Below are 19944 nucleotides of genomic sequence, written 5' to 3'. Positions count from 1 at the left end.
GTCAGCGCATATAGCCGACCAGAAACCGCGCCAGAAGCGGCTGGCTGGCCGCACCAAGCGCGCGCGCATCAGGGCCCATCGTGCCTTCCTGAAGCTCGGGCATGTTCAAGCCCGTCAGGTCATGGCCGACAAGACAGGCCGCCACCCGCCGCGTCAGGGCGCTGCGGATGTCGGCGGGCATCCAGCCGTCGATCTTAACCGCCGAAAAATCGAGAACCGCCAGCGCCGAATGGATGGCATGGGCGATGGCCTCGGCGGCCTCGTCCAGCCATGCGGTCACGATGGCCTCGGGCAGATCCCACCGGTCCGACGACGTCCAAAGCTCACTGGTGTCGATGCCTTCGGCTTGCAGCCTCCGTTCCAGCGTCACCAAGGATGCGAGGTCGATCAACTGCCGCATCCGGCCCGTCCGGTCGGGCACAGGCATGGAGCCCACCGCGCCTGCGTTGCCCGTCGGCCCCTGAAACAGGCGGCCATCCAGAACCACGCCGCCACCGATGAAGAAGGCGACGTAGAAATGCAAGAAATCCGATGGTTGTTCATGCTGGCCAAAGACCAGTTCGGCGCTGCAGGCCGCCGTCGCGTCGTTTTGCAAGAACACCGGCAGCGACAGGCGCGCGGACAGGTCCTGCCCGATGTCGCGCAGCTTCCACGGTGTCATCGCCTCGGGTGCGACGCCGACCATCGGGGCCCAGCCCCACAGCTCGAACGGCATCGCGATCCCGAGCCCTGCGATGCGGGTGCGCTCCACCGGGGTCAGGGACACCGCGAAATCGCGGGCGGCCTCGAGCGCGAAGGCCGTGACGCTTTCGTAATCGGGGTAGTCATGCTGGCGCACACGCCGCGCCACCACCGCGCCCAGAAAATCCGTCAGCACCATCTCGACCGACCTGCGCCCGATCTTGAGACCGAGGAAAAAGGCACCGCGCGGGTTCAGCTTCATGGGCACCGAAGGCTGGCCGACCCGGCCCCGCTGCGGTTCACCACGCAAGATCAGCCGCTCATCCTCGAGCGCGCGCATGATGACCGACACGGTTTGCGCCGACAGGCCCGTCAGCCGCGCAAGATCGGATTTCGGCAGCGCGCCGTGGCGGCGGATCAAGGTCAGCACAAGGCGTTCATTGTGCGCGCGCATGCCGGATTGATTCGTGCCCATCGCATCGACGGGCGCCCCGATCCGGGGTGTGTCTGGCGGCGGTGTCTCTGGCGCGTCCTTCATCGGCGTCCTCCCGCGCTCATCTTGGCGGTCCGGCCCGCACTGTCAATTACTAAATAAGAGTGAATTATTTATTGACACCGCGAGGGCTCAGCGCGCATGGTCAGGGTCGTGAGGGCGCAACGCCGCCCGACCGCATTTCTGGGAGGAAACCATGACCAATACCCTCAAGACGCTCTTGCTGAGCGGCGCCGCCGCCGTTGCCTTCACCGGCATGGCACAGGCGCAGGCCACCGGCGACATCACCGCCTGCCTGATCACCAAGACCGACACCAACCCCTTCTTCGTGAAGATGCGCGAAGGTGCGACCGAAGCGGCCCAAGCCGCCGGGATCACGCTGCAGACCTATGCCGGCACAATCGACGGCGACGTCGAAAGCCAGGTGGCCGCCGTGGAAACCTGCATCGCGGCGGGCGCCTCGGGCATCTTGATCACGCCCTCCGACAGCCGGGCGCTGGAACCCGTCATCAACCAGGCCCGCGAGGCGGGTCTTCTGGTCATCGCGCTCGACACGCCCTTCGAGCCGACCGATACGGCCGACGCGACCTTTGCCACCGACAATTTCGAGGCCGGCCGTCTGATCGGCGCATGGGCCGCCGCAACGCTGGGCGACGCCACCGCCGATGCGCGCATCGCCACGCTTGACCTGAACCCCTCGCAGGTCTCGGTCGATTATCTGCGCAATCAGGGCTTCATGACCGGTTTCGGCATCGAGGTGAACGATCCCACCCGGATCGGCGACGAGGACGACGCCCGCATCGTCGGCAGCGACGTGACCAACGGCAACGAGGAAGGCGGCCGCACCGCGATGGAGAACCTTCTCCAGATCGATAACGGCATCAACGTGGTCTACACGATCAACGAACCTGCCGCCGCGGGTGCCTATGAGGCACTCAACGCCTTTGGCCTGGCCGATCAGGCGCTGATCGTGTCGGTCGATGGCGGTTGCCCCGGCGTGCAGGACGTGGCCGACGGCATCATCGGCGCGACCTCGATGCAATTCCCGCTGCGTATGGCGGCGCTGGGGATCGAGGCGATCATCGCCCATGCCGCCGACGGCACCCTGCCCGCCAATACCGAAGGGCTTGATTTCTTCAACACCGGCGTGATGCTTGTGACCGACGCGCCGGTCGACGGCATAGAGTCGATCACTTCGGCCGAGGCGCTGGAACTGTGCTGGGGCTGAGCCTCGCCTGAAACCCGGGCGGCGCGTCCCCGTCAGCGCCGCCCACCCTTCCCCACCCCACCCCATAGCCGGTGATCCGCCTTGCCGCCCGCGGCAGGCCCGTGGCACCCTCATGGCCGGAGAGGACGACATGGCGAACACCCCAGAGCCCGGCGACGCGGATTTCGAGCGTCGCCTGAACGACAGCACCGGCACGGTGGCCGAGTTCGAGTATGCCCCGCGCGGGTTCATCGGCACGGTGCAGCACGTTTTGCATGCCAACCCGACCTATGTGCCCGTCATCGTGCTGGTGGCCTCGATCGCGGTCTTTGGCGCCATCGCGGGCGAGCGGTTCTTTTCGCCCTTCAACATGACGCTGATCATGCAGCAGGTGTCGATCATCGGCATCCTTGCCGCGGCACAGACGCTGATCATCATCACCGCGGGCATCGACCTGTCGGTGGCCGCCATCATGGTGCTGATGAGCGTGATTTCCGGCAAGCTGGCGGTGCAGATGGGCGTTCCCGCCCCCATCGCGCTTCTGGTCAGTTTCGCGGGCGGCATCGGGGCGGGCTACCTGAACGGCTGGCTTGTCACCAAGGTCCGCCTGCCCCCTTTCATCGCCACGCTGGGGACGTGGAACATCTTTTTCGCGCTGAACCTATGGCTGTCGGGCGCGCAGTCGATCCGGGGCGCGGATATCGACGCCAACGCGCCGCTGTTGAAATTCTTCGGCAACACGATCGAGATCGGCGCGGCGCGGCTGACCTATGGAACGGTTCTGATGGTCGTGGTCTTCGCCGCACTCTGGTATGTGCTGAACAAGACCGCTTGGGGCCGCCACGTCTACATGATCGGCGACGACAAGGAAGCGGCGGAACTGGCCGGCATCCGCACCGACCGCACGCTGCGCCAAGTCTACATGCTGGCGGGCTTCATCTGCGCGCTGGCGGCATGGGCCTCCATCGGGCGGGTCGGCTCGATCTCGCCGCAGAGCTTCTTCGAGGGCAATCTGCAAAGCATCACCGCCGTGGTGATCGGGGGCATCTCGCTCTTTGGCGGGCGCGGCTCGATCATGGGGGCGCTGTTCGGCGCGCTCATAGTGGGCGTGTTCCAGTCGGGGCTGCGTCTGGCGGGTGTCGACGTGCTCTGGCAGGTCTTCGCCATCGGCTGGCTCATCATCATCGCGGTCGCCATCGACCAATGGATCAGAAAGGTCTCGGCATGACGACGCCCCTTCTGCAGGCCCGCGGCCTTGTCAAACGCTATGGCCGCGTCACCGCGCTGGATCACGCTGATTTCGACCTGATGCCGGGCGAGATCCTGGCCGTGATCGGCGACAATGGCGCGGGGAAATCCTCGCTCATCAAGGCGATCTCGGGCGCCACCCTGCCCGACGAGGGGACCATCACACTGGATGGCCAGACGGTGCGCTACGCCTCGCCCCTGCAGGCGCGCGAGGCCGGCATCGAATGCGTCTACCAAAACCTCGCCCTCAGCCCGGCGCTGTCGATCACCGACAACATGTTTTGCGGCCGAGAGCTGCGCAAACCGGGCATCATGGGCAAATGGTTCGGGATGCTCGACCAGAAGGCGATGGAGAAATTCGCCCGCGAAAAGCTGAGCGAACTGGGCCTCATGACGATCCAGAACATCAATCAGGCGGTCGAGACATTGTCAGGCGGCCAGCGGCAGGGCGTGGCCGTCGCGCGCGCGGCCGCGTTCGGGTCCAAGGTCATCATCCTGGACGAGCCGACCGCGGCTCTGGGTGTCAAGGAAAGCCGCAAGGTGCTGGAGCTGATCCAGGATGTGCGGTCGCGCGGCACGCCCGTGGTGCTCATCAGCCACAACATGCCCCATGTCTTCGAGGTCGCCGACCGCATCCACATCCACCGTCTCGGGCGGCGGCTTTGCGTGGTCGATCCCAAATCCATCGGCATGTCGGATGCGGTGGCGCTGATGACAGGGGCGATGAAGCCCGAAGACATCCCGCCCGCCTGACCGGTCAGGCGACCGCGTCCGGCTCGGCACGATCGCCGATGCTGAAATCCGGCCGGGTCGCGCCGATCAGGTCGGACACCAGATCGACGAACCCGATCCTGCGCCCCATGGCGAGGGTTTCGTGTCGCGCCGCCATGGTCACCGGCCGCATGATGGGGCTGCCGGACAGCCGCTTCACGCTGAGTTCCCCGCGCAGGACCTCGTCGCGCACCGAGCCGAAGGGGCCTACCGAGGTTCCAAGGCCCCGACACAACAGCCCGCGCCAGACGTCGATGGATTGCACCTCCCTGTCACCATGGACCGGAAGGTTACGTTGGGCGGCGACTTCGGTAACCGCACGCCAACTGACGCTGGACTGGCCATAGAAGACCAGATCGGAGGTCAGCGCGTCGGCGAGGTCGATCTCGGCCGGGCCGGGGTGTCGGTCGGGGTGACAGATGAAAACGAATTCATCCTCGAAAAAGGTCACAACCTCGATGTCGTCATAGGGGTCGAGATCATAGGCGATGACGAAATCGAGCGCGCCTGCGGCCAGTTTCTCCAGCAGGTCCCCCGACCAGCCTTCGGACAGGTGCAGCGTCGTGCCTTTGAGTGTCTGCGCCGCGGCGGCGATCACCTCGATGCCCAGCATGCGCGTCACGGCGGGAACCGCCCCCACCCTCAGCGCACGCGGCGCCGCGATCCCGCCGCCAAGGATGAAGTGTTCAAGCTCTGACACCCGGCTCAGAATGTCCCTCGCGTGGTCGCACACGATGCTGCCCGCCTCGGTCGCCGAAACGCCACGCGAATGCCGCAACAAGAGGCGTGCGCCGACCATCTCCTCAAGGTGTTTCATCTGCAGGCTGAGCGATGTCGGGGTCACGTTGAGGCTGTCCGCAGCGCGCGTCAGGCTGCCCGCGTCGATCACGGCCACAAGATAGGAGAGCTGTCGCAGCGACAGATGCATCCCGCAAGTCCCCCCGAGGGCAGCCTGTAAGCCGCCCACCCTTAGGTTTTTCATAAGGCAGCCATTGGAAATACGCAATGGACAAGAAAGCTGGCCCCCCAATAGCGTCAGGACAGGCGGCAGTGCCGCCAAGGAGAGGAAGCCAGGGAACAACCAGTCGCCCGCGCCCCGGATGGGCAGGAGAAACATCCGCCGCGGGTCTGCAGTGTCCACAACCGTGTGCTCGCACATCAGCATCACCCCTCACGAGGCCCTGGCCCCGTGCCGGGAAAGGCATGCCTGCGCGCTGCCACGGTCAGGGACGATCCTGCGCAATCGGGGACGGCAAGGGCGGCGACGCCGATGCCAGAATGTGGAGTATGACCATGACACTTGAGAAGAAAATCAAACCCGGATCGCTGGACACCGGGCCGGATGAAGGCGGTCTGAGCCGCCGCGACTTCTTCACCGCCGCGGGTGCGGCCGGTGTGGGAGCAGCGCTGGCGGCCGGGGGCGGCACCGAAGCGGCGGCATCGCCCATCGCGTCCAGCTCGATGGAATGGGACTATGAGGTCGACGTGGTCATCGCGGGCGGCGGTTGCGCGGGCATCACCGCGGCGATCCGGGCGCGCGACGCGGGGGCGTCAGTGCTGGTCGTGGACCAGAACTTCGACCTTGGCGGGCGCATGCTGCACTCGGGTTCCTTTCTGTCGCTGGGCGGCGGCGACGCGATCCAGCTGCGCGACATGGCCGGAGAAGCGGATGCCGAGGGCTTCATCACCGTGCCCCCGGTCGAGGACCCGGAGGAGCTGGATGACAGCGTGGACCTGCTGTTCACCGATGTGACCGACTGGTCGATCGTCGATCGCAAGGCGCAAAGCCCCTACCGCTACAACGACCGCGAATTGATGCGGGCCTGGGCCGAGAACTGCCCGGCGACGCGGGAATTCCTGATGGCGAATTATGTCCGTTTCACCCGGATCAACGGCACCCATGGCGGCGGCGGCCTGAGCCGGGCGCGCGCGCCCTATTGCTTCTTGATGCTGGGCGACCGGACCGACATCCGCGCGGGCACCATCACGGCCGAGGATGCGGGCGTCGCGGACCCCGAACGCACCAGCGCCATGGCGCCCGTGCAGATGGAGGACGCCAGCACCTTCGTCGGCCCCGGCGCCGTGCGCAACGGTGTGGCTCTGGCGCGCCCGCTGGAATTCTCGGCCCGCGAAAAGGGCGTGCATTTCATGCTCAACCGGCGGTTCACCGACCTGATCCGCGAACAACCCTTCGAGGGGCGCATCCTGGGCCTGCGGGCAAGCTATTCGCCCCGTATCCACCCCGAAAGCGGGCAGCGGCTGGAAAGCTTCTGGCAAAACGGGAATGTCGACGAGCGCCGCGAGACGATCACGATCCGGGCGCGCAAGGCGGTCATCCTCGCCTCGGGCGGGCATGCGGGCAACCCCGAGGTGCGCGCCATGTTCTACCCCGCCATGCGCGAACCGGCCTTTCCGACATCGGGCATGGCCCTGCAGGGGCCGGGCGGTCAGGATGCCAGCGCGCTGATCGCGGGCCTTCGGGTCGGGGCGAACCTGTCGGGGATGCAGCAAAACCTGTCCTACCCGACAACCTTCCACATCGCTACCCGGCTGGGCACCCGCGACGCCTATACCGACATGATGCCCGGCCATCCCACCTTTGCCTTCCGGGGCTCGGCGGGGCTTGCGGTCGGGAACGTGGGCTTCGAGGAGTTCATCGCCGTCAACCAGGTCGGCAAGCGCTTCTTCAACGAGGTGCGCCTGCCCAAGCGCCCCGGGGCGAACCGCTATCCTGGTGACGGCGGTGCCCCCAACCGCGGTGTGGCGCATGTGCCGAACGACTGGCGCAATTGCCGCAGCGAATGGGTGCGCGAGATGTACAACTACGATCACGGTCTCGACGCGGCGCTTGCGATGAACGAGGGATCGACGGCACCGGATTATCACTCGGGGCCGATCTGGGCGATCTTCGACGCCGATGCCATCGAGCGCACGGGATGGGAACTGCGCTTCCCTTATGTGAACGAGAACAACGGCTACTACTTCCAGGGCGACACGATCGAAAGCCTGTCGCGGCAGATATACATGAACCACCCGTTCCAGCGGGTGCCGCTGCGGTATCTGTCGCAAACGGTCGAGACCTGGAACGGCTATGTCGCCGATGGCGTCGATCCCGAGTTCGAGCGCGAGGTGGATGCGCCGATGTATGCCATCTCTCGCCCACCGTTCTACGCCCTGTCGATCATGGTCGTCTGGCATGACAGCTATGGCGGGTTGCGCGTGAACGGCCGCCAGCAGGTGATCGACATGCGCGGCCAGCCGATCCCCGGCCTCTATGCCGGGGGCGAGGCGGTGGGCGGCTTCAACAAGCACGGGTTGGGCAAGGGCCATGTGCACGGGTTCATCGCCGGAACCCATGCCGCGGCCGAGCTTGGCTGAGCAGACCGCAGGAAGACACGGGCGGCCCGCGTGCCGCCCGTGACCCTCAGGCACAACACCAGCTTTGGACTCAAGATGACCGACATGACCAGTGAGAACACAGACCTCGAGATCGGGGTGAAACCGACCCAACCCGAAGCGGGCGGGCCGATGCAGGTCAGCGTCGCCCTGCGCGGTGACAGCGCTGCGCAGGCCGATGGGCTTATGGCCGTGCTGAAGGATGCCGACGGGCAGGATCTGGCAAGCGCCCCGTTCCAGACCGATCCCGACGATGGCACCCTACGCGCCCGGTTGAACATGATCGCGCCTATGGCCGTCGGTGATTGCCGCTGGACCCTGTCCGTGATGCGTTCGGCCCAGACGCTTGCTCGGGCCGACGTGGCCTTTGCGGTCGCCGCCCACATCTTGCGGCCAAGCGTTTGGAACCTGCCCGCCGCCATCACCGCGGGCGAGACCTTTCGATGCACGGTCGGGCTGGCCGGCGCGGTGTCGTGCAGCGCCGCGAACTGGGCCTTTGTCATCGAGGATCAGGACGGCACCGTGCTGAAAACGGGTGTGACGGGCCCCGAGCCTGCCCCCGGAACCCAAGGTCTGCATTGCGCCGAGATCACGCTGCGCGCCCCCGACCGTCCGGGCAGGCAGGTATGGCGCGTCCGTCCGGCAGACCCCGGCCTCGATCACCCGCATGCGCCCGTGTGTGCCGACATCCATCTCAATGTGGTGGCCCGGCCCGACCGCGTCATACGGGTTCTTGTGCAAGATGCCGTCAGCGGGGAACCGGTCGAACGGGCGCGGGTCACGGCGCATCCGTTCCGGACCTTCACCGATGCCGAGGGCCGCGCCCGGATCGACGTGCCCGCCGGAAGCTACACGGTCTTCGTGTCGGGCCTGCAGTATTTCGCCTTCAAGACCGAGGCGGACGTGCAAGGCGACGCCGAGGTCGACATCATCGCCCGGATGCATGTCGACCGTACCTATGACGAGGTGGACCAATGGGCCTGACACATGCGCGCACCATGACAGCAGTCGCGCTTGCGGCGTCGATCCTGGCCCCGGCGGCCCGGGCGCAGGGGGCCGATGGTGCCAATGCGCTTGCCGCCGGTCAGACCCTCTACGAGGCGAATTGCGCCATCTGCCACCAATCCAGCGGGGCGGGCCGACCACCGGCCTTTCCCGACCTGCGCGGCAACGACATCCTCGCCGATCCCTATGTCCTCGTGTCGAAAGTGGCGCAAGGACTGGGCAACATGCCCCCCTTCCCCACCCTGACCGCCGAGGAGATCGCGGCGCTCGCCACCTATGTCGGCAGCGCCTGGGGCAACAGCTATGGCGCCCCGACCGAGGCGGAGGTCGCCGAAATCCTTGCCGATTTCGACCCGCCGATGGCTCCGCGCTCGATCTGGGACGGCGTCTATACCGAGGCGCAGGCCGAACGCGGGGCGCAGGTCTACCGCGCGCCTTGCGGCATATGCCACGGCACAAGGTTGAACGGGGCACCGGACGACAATGACATGATTCCCGGACCAGCGCTTGCGCGGCACAACTTCCTCAGGATCTGGGACGGTCGGTCACTGGGGATGCTCTATACCTACACCATCTCCACCATGCCGCAGTCGAACCCCGGCTTTCTGCCGCCCGAGGATTACGCCGCGATCATCGCGCATATGCTGGCCGTCACCGGTGCGCCCCCCGGCGACGCCGAGCTTCCAGCCGATGCGTGGGAGCTGGGCCATATCCAGATCCTGCCCGCGCCATGAGCGGGTTGGCGCGGGTGGCTTGCCTGACGGCGGCGATGACGGCGGGATCGACCGCCCTTGCCGACGATCTGCCGCCCGGTCTTGTCTGCCGGGTCGAGGGGTATGATCTTGCCCTGATCAACACTGGCGCGACCCCGGTGGCGGCGGGCACCGTCATTGGCTGGTCGGTTCCCTTCGCCCGGGCGGACGGACGCCACGACTTCGACGCGCCGCTGCCTTCCGGGGGGATGGTGATGTTGGGGGGCGTGCTTGAGTCCAGCTACCTGCGTCCGGGCACGCCTTGCCACCTCGCGCCGGGCGACGACGACCCCTGATCGTGCCCGGCGATGTGCACCTGTCCGCAAGCGCGATCCCCGCGTCTGGCGCGCGGACCCTTGGCGCGGTAAGGATCCGTCAGCCAGACAGCCCGGTCTGGGACACCCTAGAAAGCCTGATCCGATCCCATGCCTGCCAAACGCATCCACTTCATCCGCCACGCCCAATCGCAGCACAACGCGCGCGCCGCCCTTGTCGCCGACGAGACGCCCGTGCGTCTCGACCCCACGATGCGCGATGCCGCCCTCACCGATCTGGGCCATGCGCAGGCCCGTGCCATCGCGCCCGGCCTGCGCAAGCTGACCGGGGTCGAGGTCGTCGTGGTCACGCCGCTGACCCGCGCCATCCAGACCATGCGCCACGCCTTTGCCGACCACCCTGCCCCGCGCATCGTGCTGGACCTGCACCGCGAACACCAATGGAGCTTTTGCGACATCGGCCAGCCGCCCGCCACCTTGGCACAGGCTTTCCCCGAGCTGAGCTTCGGCCACCTTCCCGATCCGTGGTGGCATGTCGACGCCACCGAGCCGGGTCCTTTCGCCATCGAGACCCACGCGATGCTCGACGCCCGGATCGAGGCCTTCCGCGACTGGCTGGCCGACCGGCCGGAACGCGAGATCGCGGTGGTCGGGCATGGCACGTTCCTGAACCGTCTGACCGGGCATTGGTTCGACAACACGTCGCGCCATGTGGTCGAGATGTGACCGCTCGACCCTGTCCCCGTCTTGTCCGACCCGACAGGGTCCGATCGGACAGGACGCGGGATCAGGCTGCAGCGGGTCTTTCAAAGACACCCATCTGGCTGGCCCCGCCGACCTGTGGGTGCTGGCCCGCGATGTCGTGAAACCTGACCGCGTAGCCCGACGCCTGCGCCACGCGCGCGCCCCAGCGGCGAAAGCGGGCACGGTCCCATTCGAAGCGGTGATCGGGGTGGCGGAACCGGTGCGCGGGCACGCCCAGAAGCGGGTTGAACTCGGCATTTGGCGTGGTGATGGCCACCACGCGCGGGCGCATCTTGGAAAACAGCGCCGTCTCGAGCGTTGCAAGCCGGTCGGGATCGATATGTTCGATGGTCTCGAGCAAGATGGCGCAATCGTACCCGGCCAAATCCGGCGTGGGATCGGTCATCGAGGCCACGCGCAGATCGACGACAGGCACCACGGGCGCCATCTTTGCCAGACGCTGACGCAACCGCTCGATCGACGCGGCGCAGATGTCGAGACCCACCAGCGCCTCGATCCCCGGCTCGGCGGCCAGCCGCACGAAGAGATCGCCATCGCCGCAGCCCAGATCGAGCACGCGGCGCGCCGCGCTTGCCCGCACGACCGCCTGAACGGCCTGCAACCGCTCCTCGTGATGCCATGTCGTCATCGGCCGCCCCCGCGCCGCGTTGCCGACCCTGTGGGCCGCAACCCCGATCCATGCCTCCGCGGCATGGCCCTAGCCGTCCCCTGCATGATCCGATGTGACGGCCCCCGGTCCGACGGTCAGATCGGCGGGCGCACTGCCCGCGATGACGCGCGCGGCGTTCACGATATCATTGCCCTCGGCCCGCGCCTGCGCCTCGGCGGCCGACAGGCCATGGTCGCGCCAGCGCTGCAAGAGTCGGGTGCGCAGCTCCTCCAAAGGCACCGACAGCATCACGGTCAGGTCGAACAGACCGGCCAGATCGGCCCAGGGCGGGTCTTGCAGCAACAGGTAATTGCCCTCGACCACGACCACGGGCGTTGTCGCATCCACCTTGCCCGCATCACGCACCGTCGCATCCAGCGCCCGGTCGAACAGCGGGTAGCGGATGGGTCCGTCTTGCGCCTTGATCCGGCACAGCAGCGCGACGAAGCCCTCGGCGTCGAAGGTCTGCGGCGCGCCCTTGACCGCGCGCAGGCCGCGCGCGTCCAGCACCGTGTTGTCGAGGTGGTAGCCATCCATCGGCACCAGCGCCGCAGACCCCGGCCCGTCGCGCGCCACAAGCGCCGCGACCACCTTTTGAGCAAGCGTGGATTTGCCCGAGGCGGGGGCACCGGCGATCCCCACGAGCACCCGGCCCGCCGCCTTGCGGCTGGCATCCACGCGCGCCAAGATGGCGTCAACGGTCCGGTCGGTCACAGCGATCTCCCCCTCAATGGTCTTGCGATGGCGTCGGCGCGCCACCGCTCAGCGCGCGCCTGCAGTCGGGCCGATGCCTTTGGCGCATGATGGCGTGTGCACGCGGGGAGGGGAAGGGATCTTGCCGTCCCTGTCGCATGCGGTCGCGCGGCGCGGGTGATGGCGGGGTGGATTTCCGTCCCCGAATGGGCCAGCGTGGCGGCCACCGCGTCATCTTGCGCACGGGTGGCCCGGGAAAGCTGCACAGGCCGGGTGGCTTGGCCCCGCACGCAAGCGCCAAGCTGATCCGGTTCCGGGCGCGACCCGCCCCCGTGAAAAATTTGACTGACCATAAAGGAGCGCGCCCTGTGACCGACTTCATCTTGTCCGGCGCCCGTATGGCCGGTCACCACGGCCCGGTCGACATTGGCGTGGCCCAAGGCCACATCGCGGCCATCGCCCCCTCCCTGCCGGGGGAGGCCCGTGTCGAGGCCAAGGGCGGCTGGGTCTTTCCCGGTTATGTCGACGCCCATATCCACCTCGACAAGGCCCATATCCTCGAGCGCTGCGACATGACCCAAGGCGGGCTTGCCCATGCGGTCGAGGAAACAACCCGCGCCAAGGCCGCATTCACGACCGAGGATGTCTACACCCGTGCCAGCCTCGTGGTCGACGCCGCCGTCAGCCACGGAACCACGGCCCTGCGCACATTCGTCGAGGTCGACCCGAGGGTCGGCCTGCGCGGCCTTGACGCCCTGCTGGCGCTGCGCGACGCGCGCCGCGACCAGATCACGATCCAGATCTGCGCCTTTGCGCAAGAAGGCATCACCAACGAGCCCGAGACCTTGACGCTGCTGACCCGAGCCATGGAGATGGGCGCGGATCTCGTCGGCGGCTGCCCCTACCGCGACCCCGATCCGGTCGCCCATATCGCCCATATCTTCGATCTGGCCCGGCGGTTCGATTGCGACGCCGATTTCCACATCGACTTCGACCTCGACCCGGCGAACTCCGATCTTCCGGCGCTGATCGCGGCGACAGAGGCGCGCGGCTGGGGCAGGCGTGTGGTGGCGGGGCATGCCAGCAAGCTCTCGGCGATGGCGCCCGCGGATGTCGCCGACATGGCCGCGCGCCTGCGCGACGCGGGCATCGGCGTGGTCGCCCTGCCCGCCACCGACCTGTTCTTGATGGGGCGGGACGCCGACCGGTTGCAGCCGCGCGGCGTGGCGCCCTTGTCCGCGATGGCACAGGCGGGCGTGCGGTGTGCGGTGGCGTCGAACAACATCCTCAATCCCTTCACGCCCTATGGCGACGCGAACCTTGCGCGGATGGCCAACCTCTTTGCCAATGTCGCCCATCTCTCGACCGATGACGACCTGCGGGCCTGTTTCGACATGGTGGCGGACGGCGCGGCGGCAATGATCGGCCTGCCCCATAGCCTTGAGGTGGGCGGCCCGGCCACCATGGTGCTGCTCGATGCCCCCGACCCTGCCATGGCTGTGCGGACCATAGCACCGGCGCGCGCCGGTTGGGTGCGCGGGCGCCAGAACTTCGAGCGCCCTGCGGTCCGGCTGCACGCGCCTCAGCCCCCCAGATAGGCGTCGATCGCGGCCTCCGCGCCCTGCGCCCAGATCCGGGTCAGCCAACGGCAAAAGGCCGGGGCGAACACGCTGTCTGCCGCCAGATCGCCGTAGATCGCCGCTTGCGCCAGCCATGCCTCGGGCCGTGTCCGTGCGGATGCCGCCACTTCAGTCAGCGCGGCCCATTGCGGGTCATTGGCCTCGATCACCGTGCCATCCTCGCGCGTGCCCGCGCACATCCGCGCCCAGAGCGCCTCGACCAGCGCCAGCCCCTCGATCGGGCCGCCCGCCGCCAGACCGTCGCGCAGGATCGGCAACACAAAGCCCGTGTGCCGCGAACTGCCGTCAAAGGCCACGCGCCGGACCGTGTCGCGGATCGCGGGATTGGCGAAGCGGCGTTCGATCAGCGAGAGATACTCGGGCGGCGTCATGCCCGGAACGGCGGCCACATGGGGCAGGATTTCCTCGGTCTGGACCTTGCAAAACAGGGCCGCCACGCGGGGATGGGTCATACAATCGGCGATGGTCGGCACCGACAGCAACTCGGCCGCGCCCACCAGCACCTGATGGCCCGCGTTCAGGATGCGGATCTTCATCATCTCGTAGGCGTGGACATCGGCGGTGAAGGTCGCGCCGACGCGGTCCCAATCGGGGCGGCCGGCGCAGAACGCATCCTCGATCACCCATTGGCGGAAATCCTCGTGGGTGACGGGGGCATCATCGGCGACGCCGAAGTCGCGCACCAGCGCAAGTTCGGCCGTGCCGGTTGCAGGAACGATGCAATCGACCATGGAATTGGGAAAGGCGCCGTGGCGGTCGATCCAATCGGCCAGCGCCGGATCGGTGAGCCGGGCCAGCCCGACGACGGTCTGGCGCAAGATCGCGCCGTTGCCCCGCAAGTTGTCGCAGGTCAGGCCAGTGAAGGGGCCATGACCCGCCGCAAGGCGCAGACGCAAGGCCGCCGCCATGGCGCCAAAGGCGGTGCGCGGGGTATCGGGATGGGCCGCGTCATGCCTGATGTCGGGATGCGCGGTGTCGAGGCCGCCAGTGACGGGGTCGAGGTAGTAGCCCCCTTCCGTCACCGTCAGCGCGACAATGCGGATCGCGGGATCGGCCATGGCGGCGATCAGGGACGCGTTGCCCGGCTCGATCGGCAGATAGTCGATCATCGGCCCCGACACCTCCGCCGCGCGGTGGTCGGGGGACAGCTCGATCAGGGTGGTCAGGCAATCTTGTGCAAGAAGGCGGTCCCGCATCGCGGCGTCATAGGGCCTGACTCCCGCGCCAAGGATGGCCCAATCACGCGCCAGCCCCTGCTGCATCAGGCGGTGCGTATACCAAGCCTGATGGGCACGGTGGAAATTCCCAAGGCCAATGTGGACGATGCCGGGGGTCAGGCCCGCGCGGTCATAGGTCGGGCGGGCGATGCCCTCGGGCAGGTCCGCGAGCGTGGCGTTGGACAGGGGGATGGGGCGCGCGGCGGTCATCAGCTCATCCATTGGCCGCCGTCGACATTGTAGGTCTGCGCGACGATGTATGCGGCCTCATCCGAGGCGAGGAAGACGGCCATTCCGGTGAGGTCGGAGGCTTGGCCCATACGGCCATAGGGCACGCTTGCGCCCACTTCGGCCTTCTTCTGGCCCGGTGCCTTGCCCTCGTAGCGGGCGAAAAAGGCATCGACGCCGTCCCAATGTTCGCCATCCACCACGCCCGGTGCGATGGCGTTCACGTTGATGCCGTGGGGGATCAGGTTCAGCCCCGCCGATTGGGTCAGGCTGATGACGGCGGCCTTGGTCGCGCAATAGACGGCCACCAGCGGCTCGCCCCGGCGGCCCGCTTGGCTGGCCATGTTGATGATGCGGCCCCGGATGCCCTGCTCGATCATGTGGCGGGCGACGGCCTGCATCATGAACAAGGTGCCCGAGACATTGATGTCGAAGACGCGCTGGTAATCGGCCCGCTCGATTTCCACGAGGGGCGCAGCTGTGAAGATCGCGGCGTTGTTGATCAAGATGTCGATCTGCCCGAAGGCCGCAATGATCTGTGCCACGGCGGCGTCGATGCTGTCTTGCTGCGTCACGTCGAGCTCAATGGCGATAGCGGCCTCGCCGATCTCGGCGGCCGTCTGACGCGCCCGGCCGATGTCGATGTCAGCGATGGCGACGCGCGCCCCTTCGCGCACGTAGCCTTCGGCAAAGGCGCGGCCGATCCCGCGCGCGGCCCCGGTGATGAGCGCGGTCTTGCCTTGCAACCGTGTCATGCGATGCGCAGCCCCTCTGTGTCGAAACGGTGGATCTGGCTCTTGTCGGGGGTCAGCCAGACGCTGTCGCCATAATGGAGCGCGACCTCGCCCCCCACACGCACGGTCACCGGCTCGGCGATGCCCTCGCAGGTGACGTGAAAGAAGGTGTCGGAGCCAAGGTGTTCGGACACACCCACCGTGCCATGCCAATCGCCCGCATCGGTCGAGACGGCGATATGTTCGGGGCGGATGCCGATGGTGGTGGCGTCGTGCTGTGCTGCCAAAGCGCCACCGATAAGGTTCATCTTGGGGCTGCCGATGAAGCCCGCGACAAAGAGGTTGCGCGGCGCGCGGTAAAGCTCCAGCGGGCTGCCGACCTGCTCGATATGGCCCGCGCGCAGCACCACGATCTTGTCGGCCATGGTCATCGCCTCGACCTGATCATGGGTGACATAGACCATCGTGGTCTTGAGCCGCTTGTGCAGTTCCGAGATCTCAAGCCGCATGCCGACCCGCAGCGCCGCGTCAAGGTTCGACAGCGGTTCGTCGAAGAGGAACGCGGCGGGTTCGCGCACGATGGCCCGCCCGATGGCGACGCGCTGGCGCTGGCCCCCCGACAACTGGCCGGGGCGGCGGTCGAGGTAATCGGTCAGGTTCAGCACATCGGCGGCGGCGTTCACGCGCTTGTCCTGTTCGGCCTTGTCCAGCCCCGCCATGCGGAGCGGAAAGGCGATGTTCTTGCGCACCGACATATGGGGGTAAAGCGCGTAGGACTGGAACACCATGGCCAGCCGCCGCTTGGCAGGGGGCACGCGCGTCGCGTCCTGCCCGTCGATGCGGATCTGGCCGCCCGACACATCCTCCAGCCCCGCGATGAGACGCAGGAGCGTGGATTTCCCGCAGCCCGAAGGGCCGACGAAGACCACGAATTCCCCGTCCTCGATGGTCAGGTCGAGGGGCGGGATGACCTGTACGTCACCGAACGCCTTGCGGACCTTGTCGAGAGTTATACGTCCCATGGTCTCTTGTTCCCTACTTTACCGCGCCGAAGGTCAGGCCGCGCACGAGTTGTTTTTGGCTGAACCAGCCAAGGATCAGGATCGGCGCGATGGCCATGGTGGAGGCCGCCGACAGCTTGGCGAAAAACAGACCCTCGGGGCTGGAATAGCTGGCGATGAAGGCGGTCAGCGGTGCGGCGCTGGCCGCCGTCAGGTTCAGCGTCCAGAACGCCTCGTTCCAGGCGAGGATGAAGTTCAACAAGATGGTCGAGGCGATGCCGGGGATCGCCATGGGGGTAAGCACATAAAGGATTTCCTCCTTCAGCCCTGCCCCGTCCATCCGCGCGGCCTCCAGGATCTCGCCGGGGATTTCGCGGAAATAGGTGTAGAGCATCCAAACGATGATCGGCAGATTGATGAACATCAACACGACGATCAGGCCGCCGCGGGTGTCGAGCAGGCCGAATTGCACGAAGATAAGCGAGATGGGGTAAAGCACGCCGACGGCAGGCAGCATCTTGGTCGAGAGCATCCACAAAAGGATGTCCTTCGTCCGGCGCGAGGGGACGAAGGCCATGGACCATGCGGCGGGCACCGCGATCACGATCCCCAGCAGCGTGGAGCCGCCCGCGATGATGACCGAGTTCCACAAGAAGCGCATGTAGTTCGACCGCTCCTGCACCACGGCATAGTTTTCCAGCGTGAAATCGAACCCCCAGAACAAGGGCGGATTGGCGATCGCCTGCGCCTCGGTCTTGAAGCTGGTCAGGATGGTCCAGAAGATCGGAAAGAAGATCAAAAGCCCGATGGCCCAAGCCAATGCAGTGGTGGCGATCTTCCGGCGGGTGGAAACGGCACGTGCCATGCTCAGCCCCTCACTTGTCCAGGTTCTTGCCGACGATGCGCATCAGGAAGATGGCAACGATATTGGCAAGGATGATGGCATAGACACCGCCCGCCGATCCCAGACCGATGTTCTGGCTGTCCACGACGCGCTGGAAGATCAGGTAGGTCAGCGTCCGCGTCCCGAAGGAGCCGCCGGTGGTCACGAAGATCTCGGCAAAGATCGAGAGCAGGAAAATGGTCTGGATCAAGATGACGATGGTGATCGCGCGGCCCAGATGCGGCAGCACGATGTGCCAGAACCGCGACAGCACCGGCGCGCCGTCCATCTCGGCCGCTTCCAGCTGTTCGCTGTCCAGCGACTGGATCGCGGTCAGCAAGATCAGCGTGGCAAAAGGCAGCCACTGCCAGGACACGATCAAGATGATCGACTGCACCGAGGCCTCGGACAGCCACGACACCGGCGTCGCCCCGAAAAAGCGCCACAGATGGGCGAGCATGCCGTTCACAGGGTCCATCATCATGTTCTTCCACACCAAGGCCGAGACGGTCGGCATGACGAAGAAAGGCGCGATGACAAGAATACGGACGATGCCTTGCCCCCAGAACGGCTGGTCGAGCAAGATCGCCAGAAGCACGCCAAGCACCACGGTAATGGCCAGCACGCCGCCCACGATCACCAGCGTCGCCTGAACGCTGGGCCAGAAGGAACTGGAGCCGATGAAGCGGACGTAATTCTCGAACCCGACCCACTCGAGGCCCCGTTCGATACTGTCGCCCCGCATCGGCAGGTAGCGCGTGAACGAAAACCAGACCGTCATGGTCAGGGGCACCAGCATCCAGCCCAAAAGCAGGATCACGGCAGGCGCCATCATGAACCGGGCGGCGGAACGCGAATGCTGGGTCGCCATGGTCGCACCTTTCCAGTGGGCGGGCTGGCCGCGGGGAAACCGGGGTTGTCAGGGGTGAAAAAGGCGGGGGCAGCGCGTGGCCGCCCCCGCCAGGGGAGGAAGGATTACCGGTAGCCGGCGGCTTCCATCGCGTCATTGGTCAGGGCCTGGGCATTGGCCAGCGCCTGCTGCACGGTCTGCTGACCGGCATAGACCTCGGCGAATTCCTGGCTGACCTCGGTGGCGATGCCCGCAAACTCCGGGATGGCGACGAACTGGATGCCGACATAGGGCACCGGATCGACGGTCGGGTTCGTGGGATCGGCCGCGTTGATCGAGCGCAGCGTCATGTCCGCGAAAGGCACCGCCTGGTAGTCCGGCGTCTCGTAAAGCGAGGTGCGCGCACCGGGCGGCACGTTGGCCCAACCCTCGTTCTCGGCGACCAGCGCGATATAGTCGCGCGAGGTGGCCCACTCGATGAACTGCAGCGCGGCATCGGCCTGCTGCGTGCCCGCGGGGATCGCCAGCGCCCATGCCCAGAGCCAGTTGGAGCGGCGGCCCAGACCGTTGTCGGGTGCCAAGGCGAAGCCCACGCTGTCGGCCACGGACGAGTCGTTGGGGTTGGTCACGAACGATGCGGCGACGGTCGCGTCGATCCACATGCCGCAGCGGCCCTGCTGGAACAGCGACAGGTTCTCGTTGAAGCCGTTGGTGGCATAGCCGGGCGGGCCAAAGTTGTTCATCAGGTCGACGTAGAATGTCAGGGCCGCTTCCCATTCGGGGGTGTCAAACTGGGCGTTCCAGTCTTCGTCGAACCAGCGCGCGCCAAAGGAATTGGCGGTGGCGGTGATCAGCGCGCCGCCCTCGCCCCAGCCGGGCTTGCCGCGCAGGCAGATGCCATAGACCTCGTTGGCACGGTCGGTCATCGCCTCGGCCGCAGCGCGAATGTCGTCCCAAGTGGGAGCTTCGGGCATCTCGAGGCCCGCGGCCTCCATCAGGTCGGTGCGATACATCACCATGGAACTTTCGCCGTAGAAGGGCGCGGCATAGAGCGTGCCCTCATGGCTGAGGCCACCACGCATGGCAGGAAGGATGTCGTCGACATCATAGGCTTCCGACAGGCCGTCAAGCGGGACAAGCCAGCCATTGGCACCCCAGATCGGCGTCTCGTACATGCCGATGGTCATGATGTCGAACTGGCCGCCGTTGGTGGTGATGTCGGTGGTCACGCGCTGGCGCAGCACGTTTTCCTCGAGGGTCACCCATTCGATGGCGATGCCGGTCTGTTCCGTGAACTGGCTGGTGTAGCCCTGCATCCGGATCATGTCGCCGTTGTTGACGGTTGCGATGGTGAGTGTCGTGGTCTGGGCTGTTGCGGCGGCTGCGACAAGGCAGAGCGCAAGGGCACCGGACGCGCGAAGCGCGGTCATGCGAGACATCCGTATCCTCCCTGGTT

Annotated in this window: 19 protein-coding genes; 9 read left to right on the top strand and 10 right to left on the bottom strand. The window is 66.6% G+C overall.

Annotated features, from left to right (window positions below):
- Position 1 precedes the first annotated feature (1 nt).
- Entirely contained in the window at positions 2-1219 is a 1218-nt protein-coding gene (locus C7455_RS02070) for an ROK family transcriptional regulator (RefSeq protein WP_170118975.1), read from the bottom strand.
- A gap of 151 nt (positions 1220-1370) precedes the next feature.
- Here C7455_RS02070 and C7455_RS02065 point away from each other — a divergent pair, with 151 nt between their 5' ends.
- The 3 genes from C7455_RS02065 (at position 1371) to C7455_RS02055 (ending at position 4382) form a co-directional block, all read left to right on the top strand.
- Positions 1371-2402, top strand: coding sequence for a sugar ABC transporter substrate-binding protein (locus tag C7455_RS02065; protein WP_109664814.1), 1032 nt, complete (start codon positions 1371-1373; stop codon positions 2400-2402).
- A 130-nt stretch (positions 2403-2532) separates the two neighbouring features.
- Positions 2533-3609, top strand: coding sequence for an ABC transporter permease (locus C7455_RS02060; RefSeq protein ID WP_109666083.1), 1077 nt, complete (start codon positions 2533-2535; stop codon positions 3607-3609).
- Positions 3606-4382: an ATP-binding cassette domain-containing protein gene (locus tag C7455_RS02055; protein WP_211315424.1), complete on the top strand. Its 777-nt coding sequence runs from the start codon at positions 3606-3608 to the stop codon at positions 4380-4382. The genes C7455_RS02060 and C7455_RS02055 overlap by 4 nt, the downstream gene beginning before the upstream one ends.
- Before the next feature lie 4 nt (positions 4383-4386).
- Here C7455_RS02055 and C7455_RS19810 read toward each other — a convergent pair whose 3' ends face one another.
- Complete coding sequence (locus C7455_RS19810; protein WP_170118974.1) at positions 4387-5328, bottom strand: LysR family transcriptional regulator; 942 nt, start codon at positions 5326-5328, stop codon at positions 4387-4389.
- Positions 5329-5693: 365 nt separating this feature from the next.
- Between C7455_RS19810 and C7455_RS02040 the strand changes: the two genes are divergently transcribed.
- The 5 genes from C7455_RS02040 to C7455_RS02020 all read left to right on the top strand — a co-directional run bounded on the left by C7455_RS02040 (position 5694) and on the right by C7455_RS02020 (position 10554).
- The gene (locus C7455_RS02040) at positions 5694-7778 is read left to right on the top strand and encodes an FAD-dependent oxidoreductase (RefSeq protein ID WP_170118973.1); all 2085 of its coding nucleotides are present in this window, start codon (positions 5694-5696) and stop codon (positions 7776-7778) included.
- 75 nt (positions 7779-7853) lie between these two features.
- Positions 7854-8780: a carboxypeptidase-like regulatory domain-containing protein gene (locus C7455_RS02035; protein WP_146199904.1), complete on the top strand. Its 927-nt coding sequence runs from the start codon at positions 7854-7856 to the stop codon at positions 8778-8780.
- Positions 8771-9535 (top strand): c-type cytochrome, encoded by a 765-nt coding sequence (locus tag C7455_RS02030; RefSeq protein WP_109664796.1) that lies wholly within the window; start codon positions 8771-8773, stop codon positions 9533-9535. The genes C7455_RS02035 and C7455_RS02030 overlap by 10 nt, the downstream gene beginning before the upstream one ends.
- Positions 9532-9849, top strand: a complete 318-nt coding sequence (locus C7455_RS02025; protein ID WP_109664792.1) for a hypothetical protein — start codon at positions 9532-9534, stop codon at positions 9847-9849. The genes C7455_RS02030 and C7455_RS02025 overlap by 4 nt, the downstream gene beginning before the upstream one ends.
- Before the next feature lie 129 nt (positions 9850-9978).
- Positions 9979-10554: a histidine phosphatase family protein gene (locus tag C7455_RS02020; protein WP_109664788.1), complete on the top strand. Its 576-nt coding sequence runs from the start codon at positions 9979-9981 to the stop codon at positions 10552-10554.
- A 61-nt stretch (positions 10555-10615) separates the two neighbouring features.
- On the opposite strand, the gene C7455_RS02015 is transcribed toward C7455_RS02020, so the two are convergent.
- Positions 10616-11221, bottom strand: a complete 606-nt coding sequence (locus tag C7455_RS02015) for a methyltransferase domain-containing protein (RefSeq protein ID WP_109664783.1) — start codon at positions 11219-11221, stop codon at positions 10616-10618.
- A gap of 69 nt (positions 11222-11290) precedes the next feature.
- Positions 11291-11956, bottom strand: a complete 666-nt coding sequence (locus tag C7455_RS02010) for a nucleoside/nucleotide kinase family protein (protein ID WP_109666081.1) — start codon at positions 11954-11956, stop codon at positions 11291-11293.
- Between the two features lie 347 nt (positions 11957-12303).
- Between C7455_RS02010 and C7455_RS02005 the strand changes: the two genes are divergently transcribed.
- Positions 12304-13533: an amidohydrolase family protein gene (locus tag C7455_RS02005; protein WP_109666079.1), complete on the top strand. Its 1230-nt coding sequence runs from the start codon at positions 12304-12306 to the stop codon at positions 13531-13533.
- On the opposite strand, the gene C7455_RS02000 is transcribed toward C7455_RS02005, so the two are convergent.
- The 6 genes from C7455_RS02000 to C7455_RS01975 form a co-directional block, all read right to left on the bottom strand.
- Positions 13518-15002 (bottom strand): mannitol dehydrogenase family protein, encoded by a 1485-nt coding sequence (locus C7455_RS02000; protein ID WP_425450620.1) that lies wholly within the window; start codon positions 15000-15002, stop codon positions 13518-13520. The genes C7455_RS02005 and C7455_RS02000 overlap by 16 nt on opposite strands.
- Complete coding sequence (locus C7455_RS01995; RefSeq protein WP_109666077.1) at positions 15002-15775, bottom strand: L-iditol 2-dehydrogenase; 774 nt, start codon at positions 15773-15775, stop codon at positions 15002-15004. The genes C7455_RS02000 and C7455_RS01995 overlap by 1 nt, the downstream gene beginning before the upstream one ends.
- Positions 15772-16776 (bottom strand): ABC transporter ATP-binding protein, encoded by a 1005-nt coding sequence (locus C7455_RS01990; RefSeq protein WP_109664772.1) that lies wholly within the window; start codon positions 16774-16776, stop codon positions 15772-15774. The genes C7455_RS01995 and C7455_RS01990 overlap by 4 nt, the downstream gene beginning before the upstream one ends.
- 13 nt (positions 16777-16789) lie before the next feature.
- Entirely contained in the window at positions 16790-17620 is an 831-nt protein-coding gene (locus C7455_RS01985; RefSeq protein WP_109664769.1) for a carbohydrate ABC transporter permease, read from the bottom strand.
- Between the two features lie 10 nt (positions 17621-17630).
- On the bottom strand, positions 17631-18509 hold the full coding sequence (locus tag C7455_RS01980) for a carbohydrate ABC transporter permease (RefSeq protein ID WP_109664765.1): 879 nt from the start codon (positions 18507-18509) through the stop codon (positions 17631-17633).
- A gap of 104 nt (positions 18510-18613) precedes the next feature.
- A complete protein-coding gene (locus tag C7455_RS01975) occupies positions 18614-19927 on the bottom strand; it encodes an ABC transporter substrate-binding protein (protein WP_109664760.1) in 1314 nt (437 codons plus the stop codon).
- Between the last annotated feature and the right edge of the window lie 17 nt (positions 19928-19944).

This window comes from Roseicyclus mahoneyensis (assembly GCF_003148775.1).
GTDB lineage: Bacteria > Pseudomonadota > Alphaproteobacteria > Rhodobacterales > Rhodobacteraceae > Roseicyclus > Roseicyclus mahoneyensis.
Note: the sequence above shows the minus strand (reverse complement) of the source record. Positions and strands in the feature narration are given on the sequence as shown.

Excerpts from the sequence above, each read along its gene's own strand:
- C7455_RS19810 (WP_170118974.1), bottom strand. The coding sequence starts at position 5,328 with ATGCATCTGTCGCTGCGACAGCTCTCCTATCTTGTGGCCGTGATCGAC.
- C7455_RS01975 (WP_109664760.1), bottom strand. The coding sequence starts at position 19,927 with ATGTCTCGCATGACCGCGCTTCGCGCGTCCGGTGCCCTTGCGCTCTGC.
- C7455_RS01995 (WP_109666077.1), bottom strand. The coding sequence starts at position 15,775 with ATGACACGGTTGCAAGGCAAGACCGCGCTCATCACCGGGGCCGCGCGC.
- C7455_RS02000 (WP_425450620.1), bottom strand. The coding sequence starts at position 15,002 with ATGACCGCCGCGCGCCCCATCCCCCTGTCCAACGCCACGCTCGCGGAC.
- C7455_RS02015 (WP_109664783.1), bottom strand. The coding sequence starts at position 11,221 with ATGACGACATGGCATCACGAGGAGCGGTTGCAGGCCGTTCAGGCGGTC.
- C7455_RS02065 (WP_109664814.1), top strand. The coding sequence starts at position 1,371 with ATGACCAATACCCTCAAGACGCTCTTGCTGAGCGGCGCCGCCGCCGTT.
- C7455_RS01980 (WP_109664765.1), bottom strand. The coding sequence starts at position 18,509 with ATGGCGACCCAGCATTCGCGTTCCGCCGCCCGGTTCATGATGGCGCCT.
- C7455_RS02035 (WP_146199904.1), top strand. The coding sequence starts at position 7,854 with ATGACCGACATGACCAGTGAGAACACAGACCTCGAGATCGGGGTGAAA.
- C7455_RS01990 (WP_109664772.1), bottom strand. The coding sequence starts at position 16,776 with ATGGGACGTATAACTCTCGACAAGGTCCGCAAGGCGTTCGGTGACGTA.
- C7455_RS02060 (WP_109666083.1), top strand. The coding sequence starts at position 2,533 with ATGGCGAACACCCCAGAGCCCGGCGACGCGGATTTCGAGCGTCGCCTG.
- C7455_RS02055 (WP_211315424.1), top strand. The coding sequence starts at position 3,606 with ATGACGACGCCCCTTCTGCAGGCCCGCGGCCTTGTCAAACGCTATGGC.
- C7455_RS02040 (WP_170118973.1), top strand. The coding sequence starts at position 5,694 with ATGACACTTGAGAAGAAAATCAAACCCGGATCGCTGGACACCGGGCCG.
- C7455_RS02070 (WP_170118975.1), bottom strand. The coding sequence starts at position 1,219 with ATGAAGGACGCGCCAGAGACACCGCCGCCAGACACACCCCGGATCGGG.
- C7455_RS02030 (WP_109664796.1), top strand. The coding sequence starts at position 8,771 with ATGGGCCTGACACATGCGCGCACCATGACAGCAGTCGCGCTTGCGGCG.
- C7455_RS02025 (WP_109664792.1), top strand. The coding sequence starts at position 9,532 with ATGAGCGGGTTGGCGCGGGTGGCTTGCCTGACGGCGGCGATGACGGCG.
- C7455_RS02020 (WP_109664788.1), top strand. The coding sequence starts at position 9,979 with ATGCCTGCCAAACGCATCCACTTCATCCGCCACGCCCAATCGCAGCAC.
- C7455_RS01985 (WP_109664769.1), bottom strand. The coding sequence starts at position 17,620 with ATGGCACGTGCCGTTTCCACCCGCCGGAAGATCGCCACCACTGCATTG.